Raw genomic sequence first — 15,729 nt, 5'->3', positions numbered from 1 at the left:
AAAGATCAGGCAGCTTCCGGCACCTTGTCGAGTGCCTTCAGCAGAGCATCGTTGAATGCGGGCAGATCGTCGGGGTTGCGGCTGGTGATCAGGTTGCCGTCGACCACCACTTCCTCGTCCACCACCTCTGCCCCGGCATTACGCAGGTCGGTACGGACCGAGGGCCAGCTCGTCATCCGCTTGCCCTTTACGACATCGGCTTCGACCAGCAGCCACGGGCCATGGCAGATTGAGGCAACGGTTTTTCCCTCTTCCATGAATTCGCGCACGATGGCGATGGCACGTTTTTGCAGGCGCATCGTATCGGGATTGGCGACACCGCCGGGAATGACGAGTGCGTGATAGCGATGGGTATCGACCTCATCGAGCGTCATATCGGGCGTAATCTGCTCGCCATCCTCTTCGTCATGCACGACGCCCTGAATCGGATCGGTGTCGATCGAGGCAAGCTCGACCTCTGCGCCTGCATCGAGCAATGCCTGACGCGGCTTGAAAAGCTCGCTTTCCTCAAACTGGTTGGTGGCGAGGATCAGAACGCGACGGGTGGATAAATCGGCCATAAGGCTCCTCCTGTTTTTCGGGGTTCGTCCGTAAAACCGGCGATTGCGGGCAGTTGTTCCGGAACGAAGCGGCGAACTGCGCATTCATCGCGTCGAAAGAAAATTCATGACGACCGCCATCCGCTATTGCGATGACAGCCAACCGGGGATCACCCGCAGGAAATCCGGCAAGGGCTGGAGCTACCGCGACGCGCAGGGCAAACGGATCACCGACCGGCAGGAAATCGACCGCCTGAACGCCATTGCCCTGCCGCCCGCCTATCGCGACGCATGGTTTTGCCCCGACCCGCGCGGTCATATTCAGGCAACGGGCTATGACGAGGCGGGGCGCAAGCAATATCGCTATCACCCCGATTTCCGCGAGGCGCGCGAGTCGGAAAAATATGAGCGGATGATCGATTTCGGCGAGCGTCTGCCTGCACTACGCAAACAGGTTGCCGCCGATTTGCGCAGACACGACCTCTGCCGCGAACGCGCGGTTGCCGCCGTTATCCGCCTGCTCGATCTCGGCCATGTTCGCGTCGGTAATGAAGGCTATGCGCGAGCGAACAAGAGCTTCGGCGCAACCACGCTGCGCAAACGGCATGGTAAGGTCACCGGCAATACACTGCGGCTGAAATATCGCGCGAAGTCAGGTAAGGAGCGCGTCATGCGTGTCACCGACGGATCGCTGAGCCGCTTTATCAAACGCTGTCAGGATTTGCCGGGACAGCATCTGTTTCACTATCTGGATGCAAACGGAAAAAGCCACCCCGTGACTTCCACCGACGTTAATGACTATATCCACGCCGCAATGGGTGAAGCATTTTCCGCAAAGCATTTCCGCACCTGGGGTGCCAGCGTGCTGGCGTTCGAGGCACTGTCGGGTTGCAATGACGATCTGACGCTGAAGGCGATGCTGGAACCGGTCGTCGATGCACTGGGCAATACGCCCGCCGTGGCGCGCAAATCCTATGTCCACCCCGCGCTGATCGACCTTTGCAAACAGGGACAGGAGCGGTTTCGCGAAAATCTGCGCCTGCCCCGTTCCACCCGACATCTCAGTGCGTGCGAACGCGCGCTCATCGAATTTCTGATGGCCGAAGATGCCGCTCTGACCGGCGGCCCGGCCAAGGCAGCCTGACAGGGAGCCCCATGCAAGTCACAAACAATGCGGCGAAAGCCGCGACACCCAAACATCACCTCAACACGGCCGACCTGAATCGTCAGTTTCATGACGGGCTGACTCAGGCCAGTGGATGGCTTCAGGAGCACTGGCTGCAGATCCTGATCGCCGTGGTCATCGCGGCCATCATTGTCGGCATTCTGCACGCCATCCGCGGCTGGGCCATCCGGCTGTGCCGCAAATCGACCGATATTACCGGCTGGAGCAAGATCCTCGGAAAAACGGTTGGTAAGACCGGCAATTTCTTCATCATCATGGTCGCGGCCAAACTGGTCTCCGGCTATGCCGACCCACCGGAGGTCGTGGCGCACACCATCACCTTCCTGTTCACCATCGCCGCTGTGTTCCAGGCCGCCATGTGGGCCCGCGAAGTCATTCTGGGCTTTGTCGAATATCGCACGCAGGTCGATGATTTCCATGGCGAGACGCTGACCAGCGCAATGGGCATTATCCGCCTGCTGGTGACGCTTGCCCTGTTCTCCATCGCACTGATCGTGGTGCTCGACAATCTGGGCGTCAACGTTACCGGCGTGGTCGCCGGTCTGGGCGTGGGCGGCATCGCCATCGGCCTTGCCGCGCAGGGCATTTTCGCCGACCTGTTCGCTGCCCTGTCGATCATCTTCGACAAGCCGTTCCGCAAGGGCGACAGCATCGCCTATGACGGGACCTCCGGGTCGATTGAACAGATCGGATTGAAATCGACGCGCGTGCGTTCTTTTGACGGCGATGAGCGGATCATTTCGAACCGAAACCTGCTCGACAAGGAGATCAGCAACAACACGCTGCGCAATCACCGGCGCGGCAATTTCGCCATCGGCGTCACCTATCAGACCGATCCCGATATGTGTGAACGCATTCCGGACATGCTGAAGGAAATCGTCGAAGCGCATGGTGCGATCTTCATTCGCTCCGGCTTTACCGGCTTCGGCGATTCAAGCCTGGATTTCGAAGTTATCTTCGATACCGATGGCCCCGACTATGCGACGTTCTATGCCGCGCGCACGGCGATCGGGATAGCCATTTTGAAGAAGTTCAACGGCGACGGTATCGATATCGCCTATCCGACGCAGACGACCTTCACCGCCGCGCCGGACGGACGGATGATCTATCCCTATCCCAAGGTGCAACCGGTAGTCGGCGTCGATCCCGACCATCTGCCCGAACAGGGCAACTGATCTATCGGCGCGGGGGCCGTAGGACACATGCCCCCGCGCCGATAGCCTCAACCCCTATCGAGGTTGAGCAGGCTGGCATTGCCGCCGGCACTCGTGGTGTCGATCGACACTGCGCGTTCCGCACAGAAGCGTGCCAGATAATGCGGGCCACCGGCTTTCGGGCCGGTACCCGACAGTCCTTCGCCGCCGAACGGCTGCGACCCGACGACGGCACCGATCATCGACCGGTTGACGTAGAGATTGCCGACCCGGCCCAGATGCCGCATCACATCGGCCGACCGCTGCATACGACTGTGCAGCCCCATGGTCAGGCCGAACCCTTTGGCATTGATCTGTTCGATGGTTTCCTTGAACTTTCCGGCTTTCCACGTCGTGACGTGAAGCAGCGGACCGAACCATTCGCGGGTCAGGTCGTCGATGGAATCGAGACCGATCATTGTCGGCGGGACGAACAGCCCTTCTTCGGGCGGCTCTATCGTCTTGATCCAGCGCGGACGCATGGTCTCACGATAGGACATCAGCTTGTCATAGGCATCGCGGTCGATCACCGGGCCGACATCGGTGGACGGATCGCCCGGATCGCCCATCGACAGCACGTCCATCGCACCCGACAGCATTTCGATCATGCTGTCGGCCACATCCTCCTGAATGATCAGCAGGCGCAGCGCCGAACAGCGCTGTCCCGCCGAACGAAACGAACTGGTCAGCACATCGGCAGCCACCTGTTCCGGCAAGGCGGTGGAATCGACGATCATCGCATTGATGCCGCCGGTTTCGGCAATGAAAGGAATAATCGGACGCTCTTCATCGATCAGCAGGGTTGAAGCGATACGCCGCGCCGTATTGGTCGATCCGGTAAATGCGACACCGCCGATACGATTGTCGCCGGTCAGTTCGGCACCGACATCTGCACCGCCGATCACCAGTTTGAACGCATCTTCTGGAATACCGGCTTGGTGCCCGATCTCGACCACCCGCCGGGCGATGGCTGGCGTCTGCGGCGCAGGCTTGGCGACAACGGTATTGCCGGTCACCAGTGCCGCAGCATTCTGACCGACGAAAATCGCCAGCGGGAAATTCCACGGCGCGATCGTCGCCCAGGTACCGCGCCCTTCCAGCTTCATGGCGTTATATTCGCCCGTTGGTCCGGGCAGTTCCTTCAATGCCATGTCGCACCGGGCGCGATGGGCATAATAGCGGCAGAAATCGGCGGCTTCGCGGATTTCGCCCAGCGCGTCGGGAATGGACCGGAATGCTTCCTTGACGATCAGCCCCATCAGTTCGATGCGGTTTTCCTCGATCAGGTCGGCATAGCGTTCCATGATCGCCGCACGTTCCTCCACGGGACGCGAATCCCATGCGGGATAGGCTGCCTGCGCGCTGGTAATCGCACTGTGCACATCGTCGTCGGAGGTCCGGGCCGCATCGAGCGATGCCATGCTGCGGCCGCTGGGATGATGCGGATCGGCATGAACCGAATCCGTACCCTCCGGTGTGAAGGGAACGGCATTGACCGCCTCCGCCGTCGCCATGAGTGTTTCGCGATCCGTCAGATCGATCCCCGAACTGTTGCGCCAGTCCTTCATGATATCCTTGGGCAACGGGATTTCGGGCAGGCGGGTACCGCCAACCGACGCTACCTTTTCGACCGGATCGGCCAGCAGATCGGAATCATTCAGATCGTTATCGGCAAGCTGATGCACGAAGCTTGAATTGGCGCCGTTTTCCAGCAAGCGGCGGACCAGATAGGCGAGCAGTTCGCGATGCCCGCCGACCGGCGCGTAAATGCGGCAATGATACCCGTCCTCGCGTACCAGTTTTTCGTACAGGCCCTCACCCATGCCGTGCAGACGCTGAAATTCGAATTCGCGCCAGTCATCGCCATGCGCATCGCGTGCCCATTCCAGAATGGTGGCGGTGGTCAGCGCATTATGGGTGGCGAAGGCCGGCCGGATATTGTCCGCGCTCAGCATGTCCTTGGCACAGGCCAGATAACAGACATCGGTCGACGCCTTGCGCGTGAACACCGGATAGTTGCTCAGCCCGTCGACCTGAGTCCGCTTGATCTCGGTATCCCAATAGGCGCCCTTGACCAGACGGACATTCATCAGCCGGTCAAGCGCATTGGCCCAGGCGATCACGGCACGCGCGCGCTTACCATAGGCCTGTACGGCAAGACCGTAGCGATCCCAGCCCCTCAATTCGGGGCGTTTCGCGACCGCGCCGATAATGTCGAGGCTCATGTCGAGTCGGTCGGCCTCCTCAGCGTCGATCGTCACCGCGATATTATGCGATGCCGCTTCCGAACAGAGTTGCGACAGAAGATCAATCATCTCCGGTACGCACTTGTCATATTGGGAAACTTCATAGCGTGGATGCAGCGCAGAGAGCTTGATCGAGATGGTGTGGTTGGCGCTGGGTTCGCGGGCAACGGCCTTGATCGCGCGCCAATAAGCCTCGAAAAATTCCTCGGCGTCCTTCTTCGTGCGCGCCGCCTCACCCAGCATATCAAAACTTGCAGTAAAGCCTTTGTTTTCTGGCTTTTTCATCCGCTTCATAGCTTCGTCGATGGTGCGCCCCATGACGAACACCTCGCCCATCAGCCGCATGGCGGCACCGACGCCCTGACGCACAAACGGCTCCCCCATGCGGGAAACCAGCCGCTTGAGCGGACCGGTTTCGCCTTCCCCGACCAGGGCACGGCTGAAGGTCAGCCCCCAAGTCGCGGAGTTCACCAGCTTTGAGTTCGACTTGCCCGAATGCCTGCGCCAGTCCGCCTCGCCCAGCTTGTCGGAGATCAGCATGTCCGCCGTCGCCGCATCGGGCACGCGCAGATACGCCTCCGCCAGCGTCATTAGCGCCAGCCCCTCGGAAGAACTGAGCTGATATTCCTGCAGGAACTGGTTGACCCAGCCCTTGTGCTGGGCAGCACGAATTTGGGCGATCAGATCACGGGCTTCTGATTCGACCCGCTTGCGCGAATCGGTATCGAGTCGAGCATGCTCGATCATCGGTTTTAGAAGCTGCGGTTCGGGGGCCCTGTACAGTTTTTGCATGGTATTGCGGGCCGCGGACGCTACGTCTGTGGTCATATTCCTATCTTCGGTCGGGGCTGGGGCTTGCAGGATTGCGATCGCCGCGCCTATGGAATCCCAGCGCTAGGACAAAAGTTGCGCAAGGGAAATGGTAGTGACGTCAATCACCATGAGCGAACTGGCCCAACGCACGGAAACCACGCAGGTTTCACAATGGGTTACGGTCACGCAGGAAATGATCGACCGGTTCGCCGACGCCACCGGCGATCGCCAGTTCATCCATATCGACCCGCAAGCGGCCAGTGCCACACCCTTTGGCGGCACGATCGCGCACGGATTTCTGACGCTGTCGCTAATGCCGGTTCTGGCATCGAAGACCCAAGCACCGTCGATCGAGGGACTCAGGATGGCGGTCAATTATGGCTGTAACAGCCTGCGCTTTATCGCGCCGGTGCGGTCGGGAAAGCGCGTGCGCGGCCATTTCACGATGAAGGAACTGACCGAAAAACGTCCCGGCCAGTGGCAACGAACCGACGATTTCACGGTTGAGATCGAAGGTGAAGAAAAACCCGCGCTGATCGCCGAATGGATCAGCCAGTATTTCGTCTGAATCAGGAGAGAATATTCATGCGTTCCGCCGTTATCGTATCCACCGCCCGCACCGCCATAGGCCGTGCCTATCGCGGCGCATTCAATGCCATGCCCGCGCCCACGCTGGCGTCGAAATCCATCGTCGAAGCAGTCAAACGCGCGAAGATCGAAGGATCGGAAGTCGATGACGTGGTGTTCGGCGCAGCCCTGCAACAGGGGCAGCAGGCACCGAACGTCGCGCGCCTTGCCTTGCTTCGTGCCGGTCTGCCCACCTCGGTCGCCGGCATGTCGGTGGACCGGCAATGCGCATCCGGCCTGATGGCGATCGCCACGGCGGCAAAGGAGATCATGGTCGACAATATGGACATCGCCATCGGCGGCGGCGTCGAATCGATCAGTCAGGTGCAGACGCCCGAAATGCGCGTGACGCCCGATAAGGAACTGATCGCGATCCACAACGACACCTATATGCCGATGCTGCAGACCGCTGAGGTGGTAGCCGCCCGCTATGGCATCAGCCGCGAGCGGATGGACGAATATGCGCTTCAGTCGCAGCAGCGTACCGCAGCCGCACAGGAAGCCGGGAAGTTCGACGACGAAATCATCCCCGTCACCGCCACGATGAACGTGATGGACAAGGAAACCAAGGAAGTCAGCCAGAAGGAAGTCACGCTGGCAAAGGATGAGGGCAATCGCCCCTCGACCACGCTGGAAGGGCTTCAGGGGCTGCCGCCGGTCATGGGGCCGGACAAGACGATCACGGCGGGCAATGCCAGCCAGTTGTCCGACGGCTCTTCGGCCAGCGTACTGATGGAAGAAAAGGTCGCTGAAAAGCGCGGGCTGCATCCGCTGGGTCGCTATGTCGGCATGGCGGTAGCGGGTACCAAGCCCGACGAGATGGGCATCGGCCCGGTATTTGCCATTCCGAAGCTGCTCGACCGGTTCAACCTGAAAATGGAAGATATCGGCCTGTGGGAACTCAATGAAGCATTCGCGGTGCAGGTGCTTTATTGTCAGGACAAGCTGGGCATTCCGAACGAACTGATGAACGTCAATGGCGGCGCGATCTCGATCGGTCACCCCTATGGCATGTCGGGCGCACGCATGACCGGCCACGCGCTGATCGAGGGCAAGCGGCGCGGCGCAAAATATGTCGTCGTAACGATGTGTATCGGCGGCGGCATGGGCGCTGCGGGTCTGTTCGAAGTGCTGTAAGCGCTGCCGAAAATCGGACGCAAAGCGGGCGTGGCGGGACATTCCGCCGCGCCCGTTTGTTGTTTCAGGACATCGTCCAGCACACAGGAGAGTTCTGACATGACCGACACGTCCGAAATCCGCACCCATATGTGGAAAGCGCTCGCCGACAGTCCGTTTCTGATGATCGGGCTGACCGATAAGTCAGCGCCATCGGAACCGATGACCGCACAACTCGACAAGGACGCTGACAGTGCTTTCTGGTTCTACACCAGCAAGCGCAACCGTCTGGCCGGTGGCGGCCCCGCCATGGCCCATTTCTCCGCCAAGGGCCATGGGCTGTTCGCCTGCATCTCCGGCACGCTGACGCAGGAAACCGATTCCACCGTAATCGACAAACACTGGTCGAATGCCGTGGAAGCATGGTTCGATGGCGGCCGCGACGATCCGGATATGATGATGCTTCGTTTCGATCTGGATGATGCGGAAATCTGGCAAGCGGATGCCTCGATCAAGGGCGTTTTTAACATGCTCACCGGCCGGACCATGCGCGGTGATGAAATGGGACGGCACACCGAAACGGCGCTTTGAACGTTAAGCTGATCCATTGGACATAGCGACGTCTGGCTGCGATCAGTGCTTGACCGCGCCCGGGCGGCGGGCGAATGCTCGCGCCATGGCGAAGGGACCAAGTCTTGCACATCGCGTCCGGGTGGAGGCACATGCCGTATGGCTGGCGGTACGCGACCCGCGTACACCGCTGGCGGCCCGGCTGCTTGGCGTGCTGATCGCCGCCTATGCGCTGTCGCCGATCGACCTGATCCCCGATTTTATTCCCGTATTAGGGTTGCTTGACGATGCGGTGCTGATCCCGGCAGGCGTGTGGCTGTTCGAGCGGATGATCCCCGCTGCCCAGTTCGCCGAGCATCGCGCAGAGGCCGAACGCGCCAGCCGCCGCCCCTATTCCTGGCTGGGGCTGGTCATCGTGCTCGCCATCTGGGCGCTGATCATCTGGATGATCTGGGGCTTCATCCGGATGCGTTGGGATTGATGTACCGGAACCCGGTCTAGCCTGCCGTTACCGCGCCCCGGCTTTGCCCCGGGAAAGCAATCCAGTTGCCAAAACGCGACTTCGGATCGCCGGGCCGCTGTTTCAGGCGTGATCGGTGATCCATTGTTCGAGGATCGGAGCGACGCGGTTGCGCCATTTGGAACCGTTGAAGATGCCGTAATGGCCCGCGCCTTCGACCATATAATATTTCTTGTCCTTTTCCGGCAGGCCGGTCGCCAGCGTCAGCGCCGCTTTGGTCTGGCCCAGCCCGGAAATATCGTCGCGCTCCCCCTCGATCGCCAGGATCGCGGTGTCGGCGATCGCGCCGGGATCGACGATCTTGTCGCGATGGCGCATCTCGCCGCGGGGCAGCGCATGTTCCTGAAACACCACTTCGATGGTCTGGAGATAGAATTCGGCTGTCATGTCGCAGACCGAGCGATATTCGTCGTAGAAGGAGCGCGTCGCATCCGCGCTTTCCTCATCCCCCTGCACCAGATGCTTGAACATCTCCCAATGGCTCATCAGATGGCTGCCGAGGTTCATCGACATGAAGCCCGCAAGCTGCAGGAAGCCGGGATAAACCTGCCGTCCCGCACCGGCATAGGTCATCGGGACGGTGGCGATGACATTCTGCTTGAACCAGGTAAGCGGCCGCTCGGTCGCCAGCAGATTGACCGCGGTCGGCGCCTCCCGCGTATCGACGGGACCGCCCATCAGCGTCATCGTACGCGGGCGGTTCGGATGCTTGTCCCCACCCATGACCGCAGCGGCGGCATAGACCGGCACCGAAGGCTGGCACACCGCCAGCACATTGGGGCGGGCATCGCCCGGCCGCTTGCCGATCACTTCCAGAAAATCAATGACATAATCGACATAATCGTCCAGGTCGAAGCGCCCTTCGGCGATCGGCACCATCTTCGCATCGCGCCAGTCGGTGATATAGACATCGGCAAAGGGCAGCATCCGCGCGACCGTACCGCGCAACAGAGTCGCATAATGGCCCGACATGGGGGCGACAATCAGCAGCTTGGGCCCGCCCTTCACCCCTTCACGCACGAAATGCTTCAACTGCCCGAAGGGTTTACGCGCCAGAATCTCCTCATGCACCGCAATCGTCTTGCCGTCGATTTCGGTCTCATTCAGGCCGAATTCCGGCTTTCCGCGCGGCTCAGCGGCATGGGCGAACACTTCCAAGGCAGAGGCGACGACCGGCCCGCCGCCGAAATAGGCAAAGGGATTGGCGGGATTGTTGAGCAGCCCGGCACCGAAATTGGCCATGGCGCTGGCACCCGCCAGCATCGACCGCTGCATTTCATACGCGTTATAAAGCATCGAACCCTTTTCGTACCGCCCTTTCGAAAAGGGCAAACGGAGATTCGCTGTACCGCATTCCCATGATGCAGTGCAACACCGGCTGCGGCGAACGCCTCAACGCTTTCTTCCTGCCACGGTTCGGGTTAACGGGTGGATATGGCCGACCCTGCCCCGAACCCGCCCGCATCCGAAACCAAAACCCCGCCCGACCGCAAGCTCAGCAATCTGCGAATCGTCTGGCGCTACACAGCCCGGTATAAGGGACGACTGGCCGCGGCGCTGTTTTCGCTTTTTGTGGCGGCGATAGCGACGCTTTCCGTACCTTATACCTTTCGTCTGGTGGTGGATAACGGCTTTGCAGCGGGCAGCGATCCGGCCAGCATCGCGCCCTATTTCCGGGGGCTGCTGGTTGTGGTGCTGGTGCTCGCACTGGCGACTGCGGGACGCTTTTACTTCGTGAGCTGGCTTGCCGAGCGTACCACCGCCGATATGCGCATGGATGTGCACCGCAACCTGCTGCGCCTGCCGCCGCGCTGGTTCGAGGAGAACCGCCCTTCCGAAATCGCCTCTCGCCTGACGTCCGACACCGCCGTCGTCGAACAGGTGGTGGGCAGCACCATCTCGATCGCGCTGCGCAACTTCCTGATCGGCGTGGGTGGCGTGGTCTATCTGTTCGTGCTGGCCCCGCGCATTGCGACCTTCCTGATCGTCGGCATTCCGGTGGTCGTCCTGCCGATCATGTGGCTGGGCGGCCGGGTACGGAAATTGTCGCGTTCGACGCAGGATCGCATTGCCGATATCGGCGCGATCGTGTCGGAAACACTGGGTGCGATGAAGATCGTGCAGGCGTTCGGACAGGAAAGGCGCGAGGGCGAGCGCTTCTCCATCGCCGTCGAAAGCGCCTTCCAGACCTCGAAGCGCCGCTTCGGCCTGCGCGCGGTGATGACGGCGCTGGTCATCGGCCTGTTGTTCGGCGCGATTACGCTGATCATGTGGGATGCGGTGCATGGCGTCGCTGCGGGCCAGATTACCGGCGGGGCGATTACCGCCTTCGTCATTACCGCCGGGCTGGTCACCGGATCGTTCGGCGCACTGATCGAGGTGTATGGCGACCTGCTGCGGGCATCGGGTGCGGCCAGCCGCATGGCCGAATTGCTGGCGCAGGAGCCGGACATCGCGCCGCCCGCAAATCCGGTTGCCCTGCCGCAACCGCCGCAGGGCAGTATCGCGTTCGACCATGTGACCTTTCATTACCCCACCCGCCCCGAAGTCGCGGCGCTGCATGATTTCTCACTGGAGATAACGCCGGGCGAGACCGTCGCCGTGGTCGGGCCGTCGGGTGCCGGAAAATCGACGCTGTTCCAGCTCATTCAGCGCTTCTACGACCCGCAATATGGCAGTGTCAGTGTCGATGGCGTGCGCGTCGAGCAGGCCGATCCGGCGGACATCCGTTCGCGCATCGCCATCGTGCCGCAGGAAACGGTGATTTTTGCCGCCTCTGCCCGCGACAATCTGCGCTACGGCAAATGGGATGCCTCCGACGAAGCGCTGTGGCAGGCAGCCGAGGCCGCCAATGCTGCAACCTTCCTGCGTGAGTTACCCGAAGGACTCGACACCTATCTGGGCGAAGGCGGCGCGCGGCTGTCGGGCGGGCAGCGGCAACGCGTCGCAATTGCGCGTGCGCTGCTGCGCGACTCCCCCATTCTGCTGCTCGACGAGGCAACCAGCGCGCTCGATGCCGAAAGCGAGAAGCTGGTGCAGGACGCGCTCGACCATCTGATGCTCAACCGCACCACACTGGTCATCGCCCATCGCCTTGCCACCGTGCGCGCGGCGAAGCGGATCGTGGTGATGGATGAAGGCAAGATTGTGGAAACCGGCACCCATGCCGAACTGGCATCGCATGGGGGGCTTTACGCGCGGCTCGCCAGCCTGCAATTTCAGGAAGCGGGATAACCGCGAAACACGCGAACGGTCGGGAGAGGACCAATGGCAGATACGCGAGAATTCGACATCATCGTCTATGGCGCCACCGGCTATACCGGGCGGCTGGTCGCCGAATATCTGAACCATCGTCCGGCGGGTACCGCACGCTGGGCGATGGCGGGCCGTTCGCTCAGCAAGTTGCAGACGGTACGCGATGCAATCGGCGCGCCTGCCGATACGCCGCTGATGACGGCCAATGCGGACGACCCCGCCTCCTTACGTGCGATGGCGGCGAAAACGCAGGTCGTGCTGAGTACCGTCGGCCCGTATCAGCTATACGGCTCCGATCTCGTCGCCGCCTGTGTCATGGAAGGCACCGGCTATGTCGATCTGTGCGGCGAACCCAACTGGATGCGCGATATGATCGACCGGCATCAGGCGGCGGCAGAGCAAAGCGGCGCGCGGATCGTCTTTTCCTGCGGGTTCGACTCGATCCCCTTCGACCTTGGCGTCTGGACCGTCGAACAGGCGGCAATTGCGAAATTCGGTCGCCCTGCCCCGCGCGTCAAAGGCCGCATCAAGGCGATGAAGGGCACATTTTCCGGCGGCACGGCGGCCAGCGCAAAGGCAACCATGGCGGCGGCGGCGCGCAACCCGTCGCTGGTCAAGCTGCTGCTCGATCCCTTTGCCCTGACCCCCGGATTTACCGGCCCGGAGCAGCCCAAGGGGTTGCTGCCGGAATATGATCCGGCGGTCGAAGCCTGGGTCGCACCCTTCGTCATGGCGACGATCAACACCAAGAACGTGCACCGCTCGAACTTCCTCGCCGGTCAGCCCTATGGCACCGATTTCGTGTATGACGAGATGATGATCGCACCGGGACTGGGCGAAATGGGCAAGGCCGCGGCCGAGGCCATTGCGAAGATGAACCCGATCGGCGGTGAGGACGGCCCGAAACCGGGCGAAGGCCCGAGCAAAGAAGAACGCGAAACCGGCTTTTACGAACTGCTGTTCATCGCCGAAATGCCCGATGGCGAACGCCTGACGGCAACGGTGACGGGAGACCGCGATCCCGGCTATGGCTCGACCAGCAAGATGATTGCGGAAAGCGCGCTTTGCCTGATCCACGAAGCGCCGAAAACCGGCGGCATCTGGACGGCGGGCGGACTGATGGCCGAACCGCTGAGAAAACGGCTGGAGGCCAATGCGGGGCTGACCTTCCGCGTCGAATAGCCATGCTGGACGCCGGTTCCCGTTCGGGAACGGCGTCCATAACCGGACTGGTTTTACTGCGCGCCGGCGACCAGCTTGTCGAACTGCGCCTTGGTCATCGCCAGCATCAGCCCGTTGCGATTTTTCCCGAAGGCGTCGGCGGGCACGGCGACCACGCTGTCGCCGCTGGCGACGACCGCACTGTTACCGTCCACTGACTGAATCGTGCCGATTTCGACTCCTTTCTTGTCGAAAATCTTCGCTCCCTCGACCAGATCTTTCAACCTGGCAGGGCGTGCGCGGAGGCTTCTCGCCTCGTCCTTGCCTTTCTGCTGCTTCTGCAAAGCGTCGCGTTCGGCGGCATCGCGCGCGCGTTCGTCCATCGTCTTTTCATTGAAGTCGACGGAACGGCTTTCTCCCACCAGTACCGGCATTCCCGGGCCGGTCCCGCCACCCCCCGATTGCGCAAGAGCAAGCGATGGAATCGCGATAGCCCACACACCGGCGAAGCCCGTTATAATCGCGCTTTTCATTGGTTTCCTCTTCCTATTGCATCGTTTTAATACACGATCAGGCCCAATTGGGGAAAGGGGGGAACGGTCTGTCCGAACCAGTCAGGCCGGCGTGCTTTCCGAAGCAATTGCTCCGGCAATCACATCGGCCGCGGCAGGATCTTCTATCGTCGCCGGAATAGTATAGTCCTTGCCGTTGGCGATGGTCCGCAACAGGGCGCGCAGGATCTTGCCCGATCGCGTCTTGGGAAGCTGCGCCACGACATAGGCTTTACGCAGCGCGGCCACGGCACCCAGTTCGGCACGCACGGCGGCGATGGCAGCCGCGGCCAATGCTGAAGCATCGGATATATCGGCTCGCGGAACGATGAAGGCGAGCGGCACCATGCCCTTTACCGGATCGTCCGCGCCGATCACCGCGCACTCGGCAACACCCGGCACCTGTGCGACGATCTGCTCCATCTGACCCGTCGACAAACGGTGCCCGGCAACGTTTATGATGTCGTCGGTGCGCCCCATGATGTGCAGGAAACCGTCGCTGTCGAAATGTCCGGCGTCGCCTGTTTCATAATAGCCGGGAAAGCCCGAAAAGCTTTTGGCATAGCGTTCCGGATTATTCCACAGCGCGCGAAAAGCACCGGGCGGCAGGGGTTCGCGGATCGCGATATTGCCGCTCTGCTCTGCGCCCAGAACTCTGCCGTCATCGCCCAGCACGGCGAAGTTCCAGCCGGGAACGGGAAAGCCGGCACTTCCCGGCCTGCGTCGGGTATCGCCCATCGCGAAGCAGGTCGCGATGGCGGGCCAGCCAAGCTCCGTCTGCCACCAGTGATCGATCACCGGCAGGCCGCTCTTTTCCTCCAGCCAGGCGATGGTATCCGGGTCGGCACGTTCGCCCGCAAGGAAGATCGCCTGAAGCGGACCCGTCCCCGTTTCCTTCATAAAAGCCGCCTCGCTATCCTCCTTGCGCACCGCGCGGATCGCGGTCGGGGCGGTGAAGAATATCTTCACCGCATGCCGGGCGATGGTACGCCAGAAAGTACCTGCATCGGGGGTGCCGATCGGCTTTCCTTCGAACAGGATGGTGGTCGCACCGACCAGTAGCGGCGCATAGACGATATAGCTGTGGCCGACGACCCAGCCGACATCGGACGCCGCCCAGAATACATCGCCCGCGCCGATGCCGTAGATATTCGCCATCGACCAGGCGAGCGCGACGGCATGGCCGCCATTTTCGCGCACCACGCCCTTGGGCGTACCGGTCGTGCCGGACGTGTAGAGAATATAGAGTGGATCGTCGGACGCCACGGGTGCGCAATCCGGCAGGGAATCGCCTGCCGTGTCCTCACGCAATGCCGCCCAGTCGATATCGCGCGGTGCGTTGATATCGGCCATCAGGCGGTCGCGCTGTAGCAACACGACATGAGCGACCGCATGGCTGGCAAGCTTCAGCGCCTGATCGACCATCGGCTTATAGGCGATGGTACGGCTGCCCTCGATCCCGCAGGACGCGGTCAGCACCAGTTTCGGCGCAGCGTCATCGATCCGCTTGGCAAGCTCATGCGGCGCGAAACCGCCGAAGACCACCGAATGAACGGCACCCAGCCGCGCGCAGGCCAGCATGGCAAACAGCGTTTCGGGGACCATCGGCATATAGAGGACGATGCGGTCCCCCTTCTCCACGCCGAGCCGCGCCAGCATAGCCGCCACCCGACCGACCTCTTCGAGCAATTGCGCATAGCTCCAGGACCGGGTCGTGTCCGTCACCGGGCTATCGTAAATCAACGCAACCCCATCGCCGCGCCCCGCGGCAACGTGGCGATCAACGCAATTGTAACAGGTGTTGAGCGAGGCACCCGGAAACCATCCCGCCTTTTCGGAATAGGCGCTTTCAGGAGCATCGAACCAGTCCACCGCTTTTGCGGCGTCCAGCCAGAATCCCTGCGGATCGTCGATGCTCGCCTGCCAGCTTCGCTGATATGCCTCGCGCACGC

At 61.5% G+C, this 15,729-nt stretch carries 13 protein-coding genes; 8 read left to right on the top strand and 5 right to left on the bottom strand.

Features of this window, described 5'->3' with window-relative positions; genetic code table 11:
- Positions 1–5 precede the first annotated feature (5 nt).
- Entirely contained in the window at positions 6–560 is a 555-nt protein-coding gene (locus tag FHR23_RS12125; RefSeq protein ID WP_184004315.1) for a type 1 glutamine amidotransferase domain-containing protein, read from the bottom strand.
- 106 nt (positions 561–666) lie between these two features.
- On the opposite strand from FHR23_RS12125, the gene FHR23_RS12120 reads away from it, so the two are divergent.
- Together FHR23_RS12120 and FHR23_RS12115 are read left to right on the top strand one after the other, a co-directional pair.
- Positions 667–1,683, top strand: coding sequence for a DNA topoisomerase IB (locus tag FHR23_RS12120; protein ID WP_184004313.1), 1,017 nt, complete (start codon positions 667–669; stop codon positions 1,681–1,683).
- An 11-nt stretch (positions 1,684–1,694) separates the two neighbouring features.
- Positions 1,695–2,900: a mechanosensitive ion channel family protein gene (locus tag FHR23_RS12115; protein ID WP_184004311.1), complete on the top strand. Its 1,206-nt coding sequence runs from the start codon at positions 1,695–1,697 to the stop codon at positions 2,898–2,900.
- A 47-nt stretch (positions 2,901–2,947) separates the two neighbouring features.
- Here FHR23_RS12115 and putA read toward each other — a convergent pair whose 3' ends face one another.
- Positions 2,948–5,992 (bottom strand): bifunctional proline dehydrogenase/L-glutamate gamma-semialdehyde dehydrogenase PutA, encoded by a 3,045-nt coding sequence (gene putA, locus FHR23_RS12110; RefSeq protein ID WP_184004309.1) that lies wholly within the window; start codon positions 5,990–5,992, stop codon positions 2,948–2,950.
- Positions 5,993–6,083: 91 nt separating this feature from the next.
- Here putA and FHR23_RS12105 point away from each other — a divergent pair, with 91 nt between their 5' ends.
- The 4 genes from FHR23_RS12105 to FHR23_RS12090 all read left to right on the top strand — a co-directional run bounded on the left by FHR23_RS12105 (position 6,084) and on the right by FHR23_RS12090 (position 8,771).
- A complete protein-coding gene (locus FHR23_RS12105) occupies positions 6,084–6,545 on the top strand; it encodes a MaoC family dehydratase (protein ID WP_246359856.1) in 462 nt (153 codons plus the stop codon).
- A gap of 17 nt (positions 6,546–6,562) precedes the next feature.
- Entirely contained in the window at positions 6,563–7,741 is a 1,179-nt protein-coding gene (locus FHR23_RS12100; RefSeq protein ID WP_184004307.1) for an acetyl-CoA C-acyltransferase, read from the top strand.
- A 99-nt stretch (positions 7,742–7,840) separates the two neighbouring features.
- Complete coding sequence (locus FHR23_RS12095) at positions 7,841–8,311, top strand: pyridoxamine 5'-phosphate oxidase family protein (RefSeq protein WP_184004305.1); 471 nt, start codon at positions 7,841–7,843, stop codon at positions 8,309–8,311.
- 85 nt (positions 8,312–8,396) lie between these two features.
- Positions 8,397–8,771: a YkvA family protein gene (locus FHR23_RS12090; RefSeq protein ID WP_184004303.1), complete on the top strand. Its 375-nt coding sequence runs from the start codon at positions 8,397–8,399 to the stop codon at positions 8,769–8,771.
- Positions 8,772–8,873: 102 nt separating this feature from the next.
- Here the strand turns inward: FHR23_RS12090 and FHR23_RS12085 are convergent, their stop codons facing one another.
- Complete coding sequence (locus tag FHR23_RS12085) at positions 8,874–10,106, bottom strand: polyhydroxyalkanoate depolymerase (protein ID WP_184004300.1); 1,233 nt, start codon at positions 10,104–10,106, stop codon at positions 8,874–8,876.
- A 138-nt stretch (positions 10,107–10,244) separates the two neighbouring features.
- Between FHR23_RS12085 and FHR23_RS12080 the strand changes: the two genes are divergently transcribed.
- Positions 10,245–12,044 carry an ABC transporter transmembrane domain-containing protein gene (locus FHR23_RS12080; RefSeq protein ID WP_184004298.1) on the top strand — a complete coding sequence of 600 codons (1,800 nt, stop codon included), beginning with the start codon at positions 10,245–10,247 and terminating at the stop codon, positions 12,042–12,044.
- Positions 12,045–12,077: 33 nt separating this feature from the next.
- Positions 12,078–13,247 (top strand): saccharopine dehydrogenase family protein, encoded by a 1,170-nt coding sequence (locus tag FHR23_RS12075; RefSeq protein ID WP_184004296.1) that lies wholly within the window; start codon positions 12,078–12,080, stop codon positions 13,245–13,247.
- A gap of 53 nt (positions 13,248–13,300) precedes the next feature.
- On the opposite strand, the gene FHR23_RS12070 is transcribed toward FHR23_RS12075, so the two are convergent.
- Both FHR23_RS12070 and FHR23_RS12065 read right to left on the bottom strand, forming a co-directional pair.
- Positions 13,301–13,759, bottom strand: coding sequence for a hypothetical protein (locus FHR23_RS12070; protein WP_184004293.1), 459 nt, complete (start codon positions 13,757–13,759; stop codon positions 13,301–13,303).
- Between the two features lie 81 nt (positions 13,760–13,840).
- The gene (locus tag FHR23_RS12065; protein WP_184004291.1) at positions 13,841–15,727 is read right to left on the bottom strand and encodes an AMP-binding protein; all 1,887 of its coding nucleotides are present in this window, start codon (positions 15,725–15,727) and stop codon (positions 13,841–13,843) included.
- Positions 15,728–15,729 lie beyond the last annotated feature (2 nt).

The sequence above is a fragment of the Stakelama sediminis genome (assembly GCF_014199335.1).
Taxonomy (GTDB): domain Bacteria; phylum Pseudomonadota; class Alphaproteobacteria; order Sphingomonadales; family Sphingomonadaceae; genus Sphingomonas; species Sphingomonas sediminis.
This window is presented reverse-complemented; position numbering and strand designations above follow the sequence as displayed.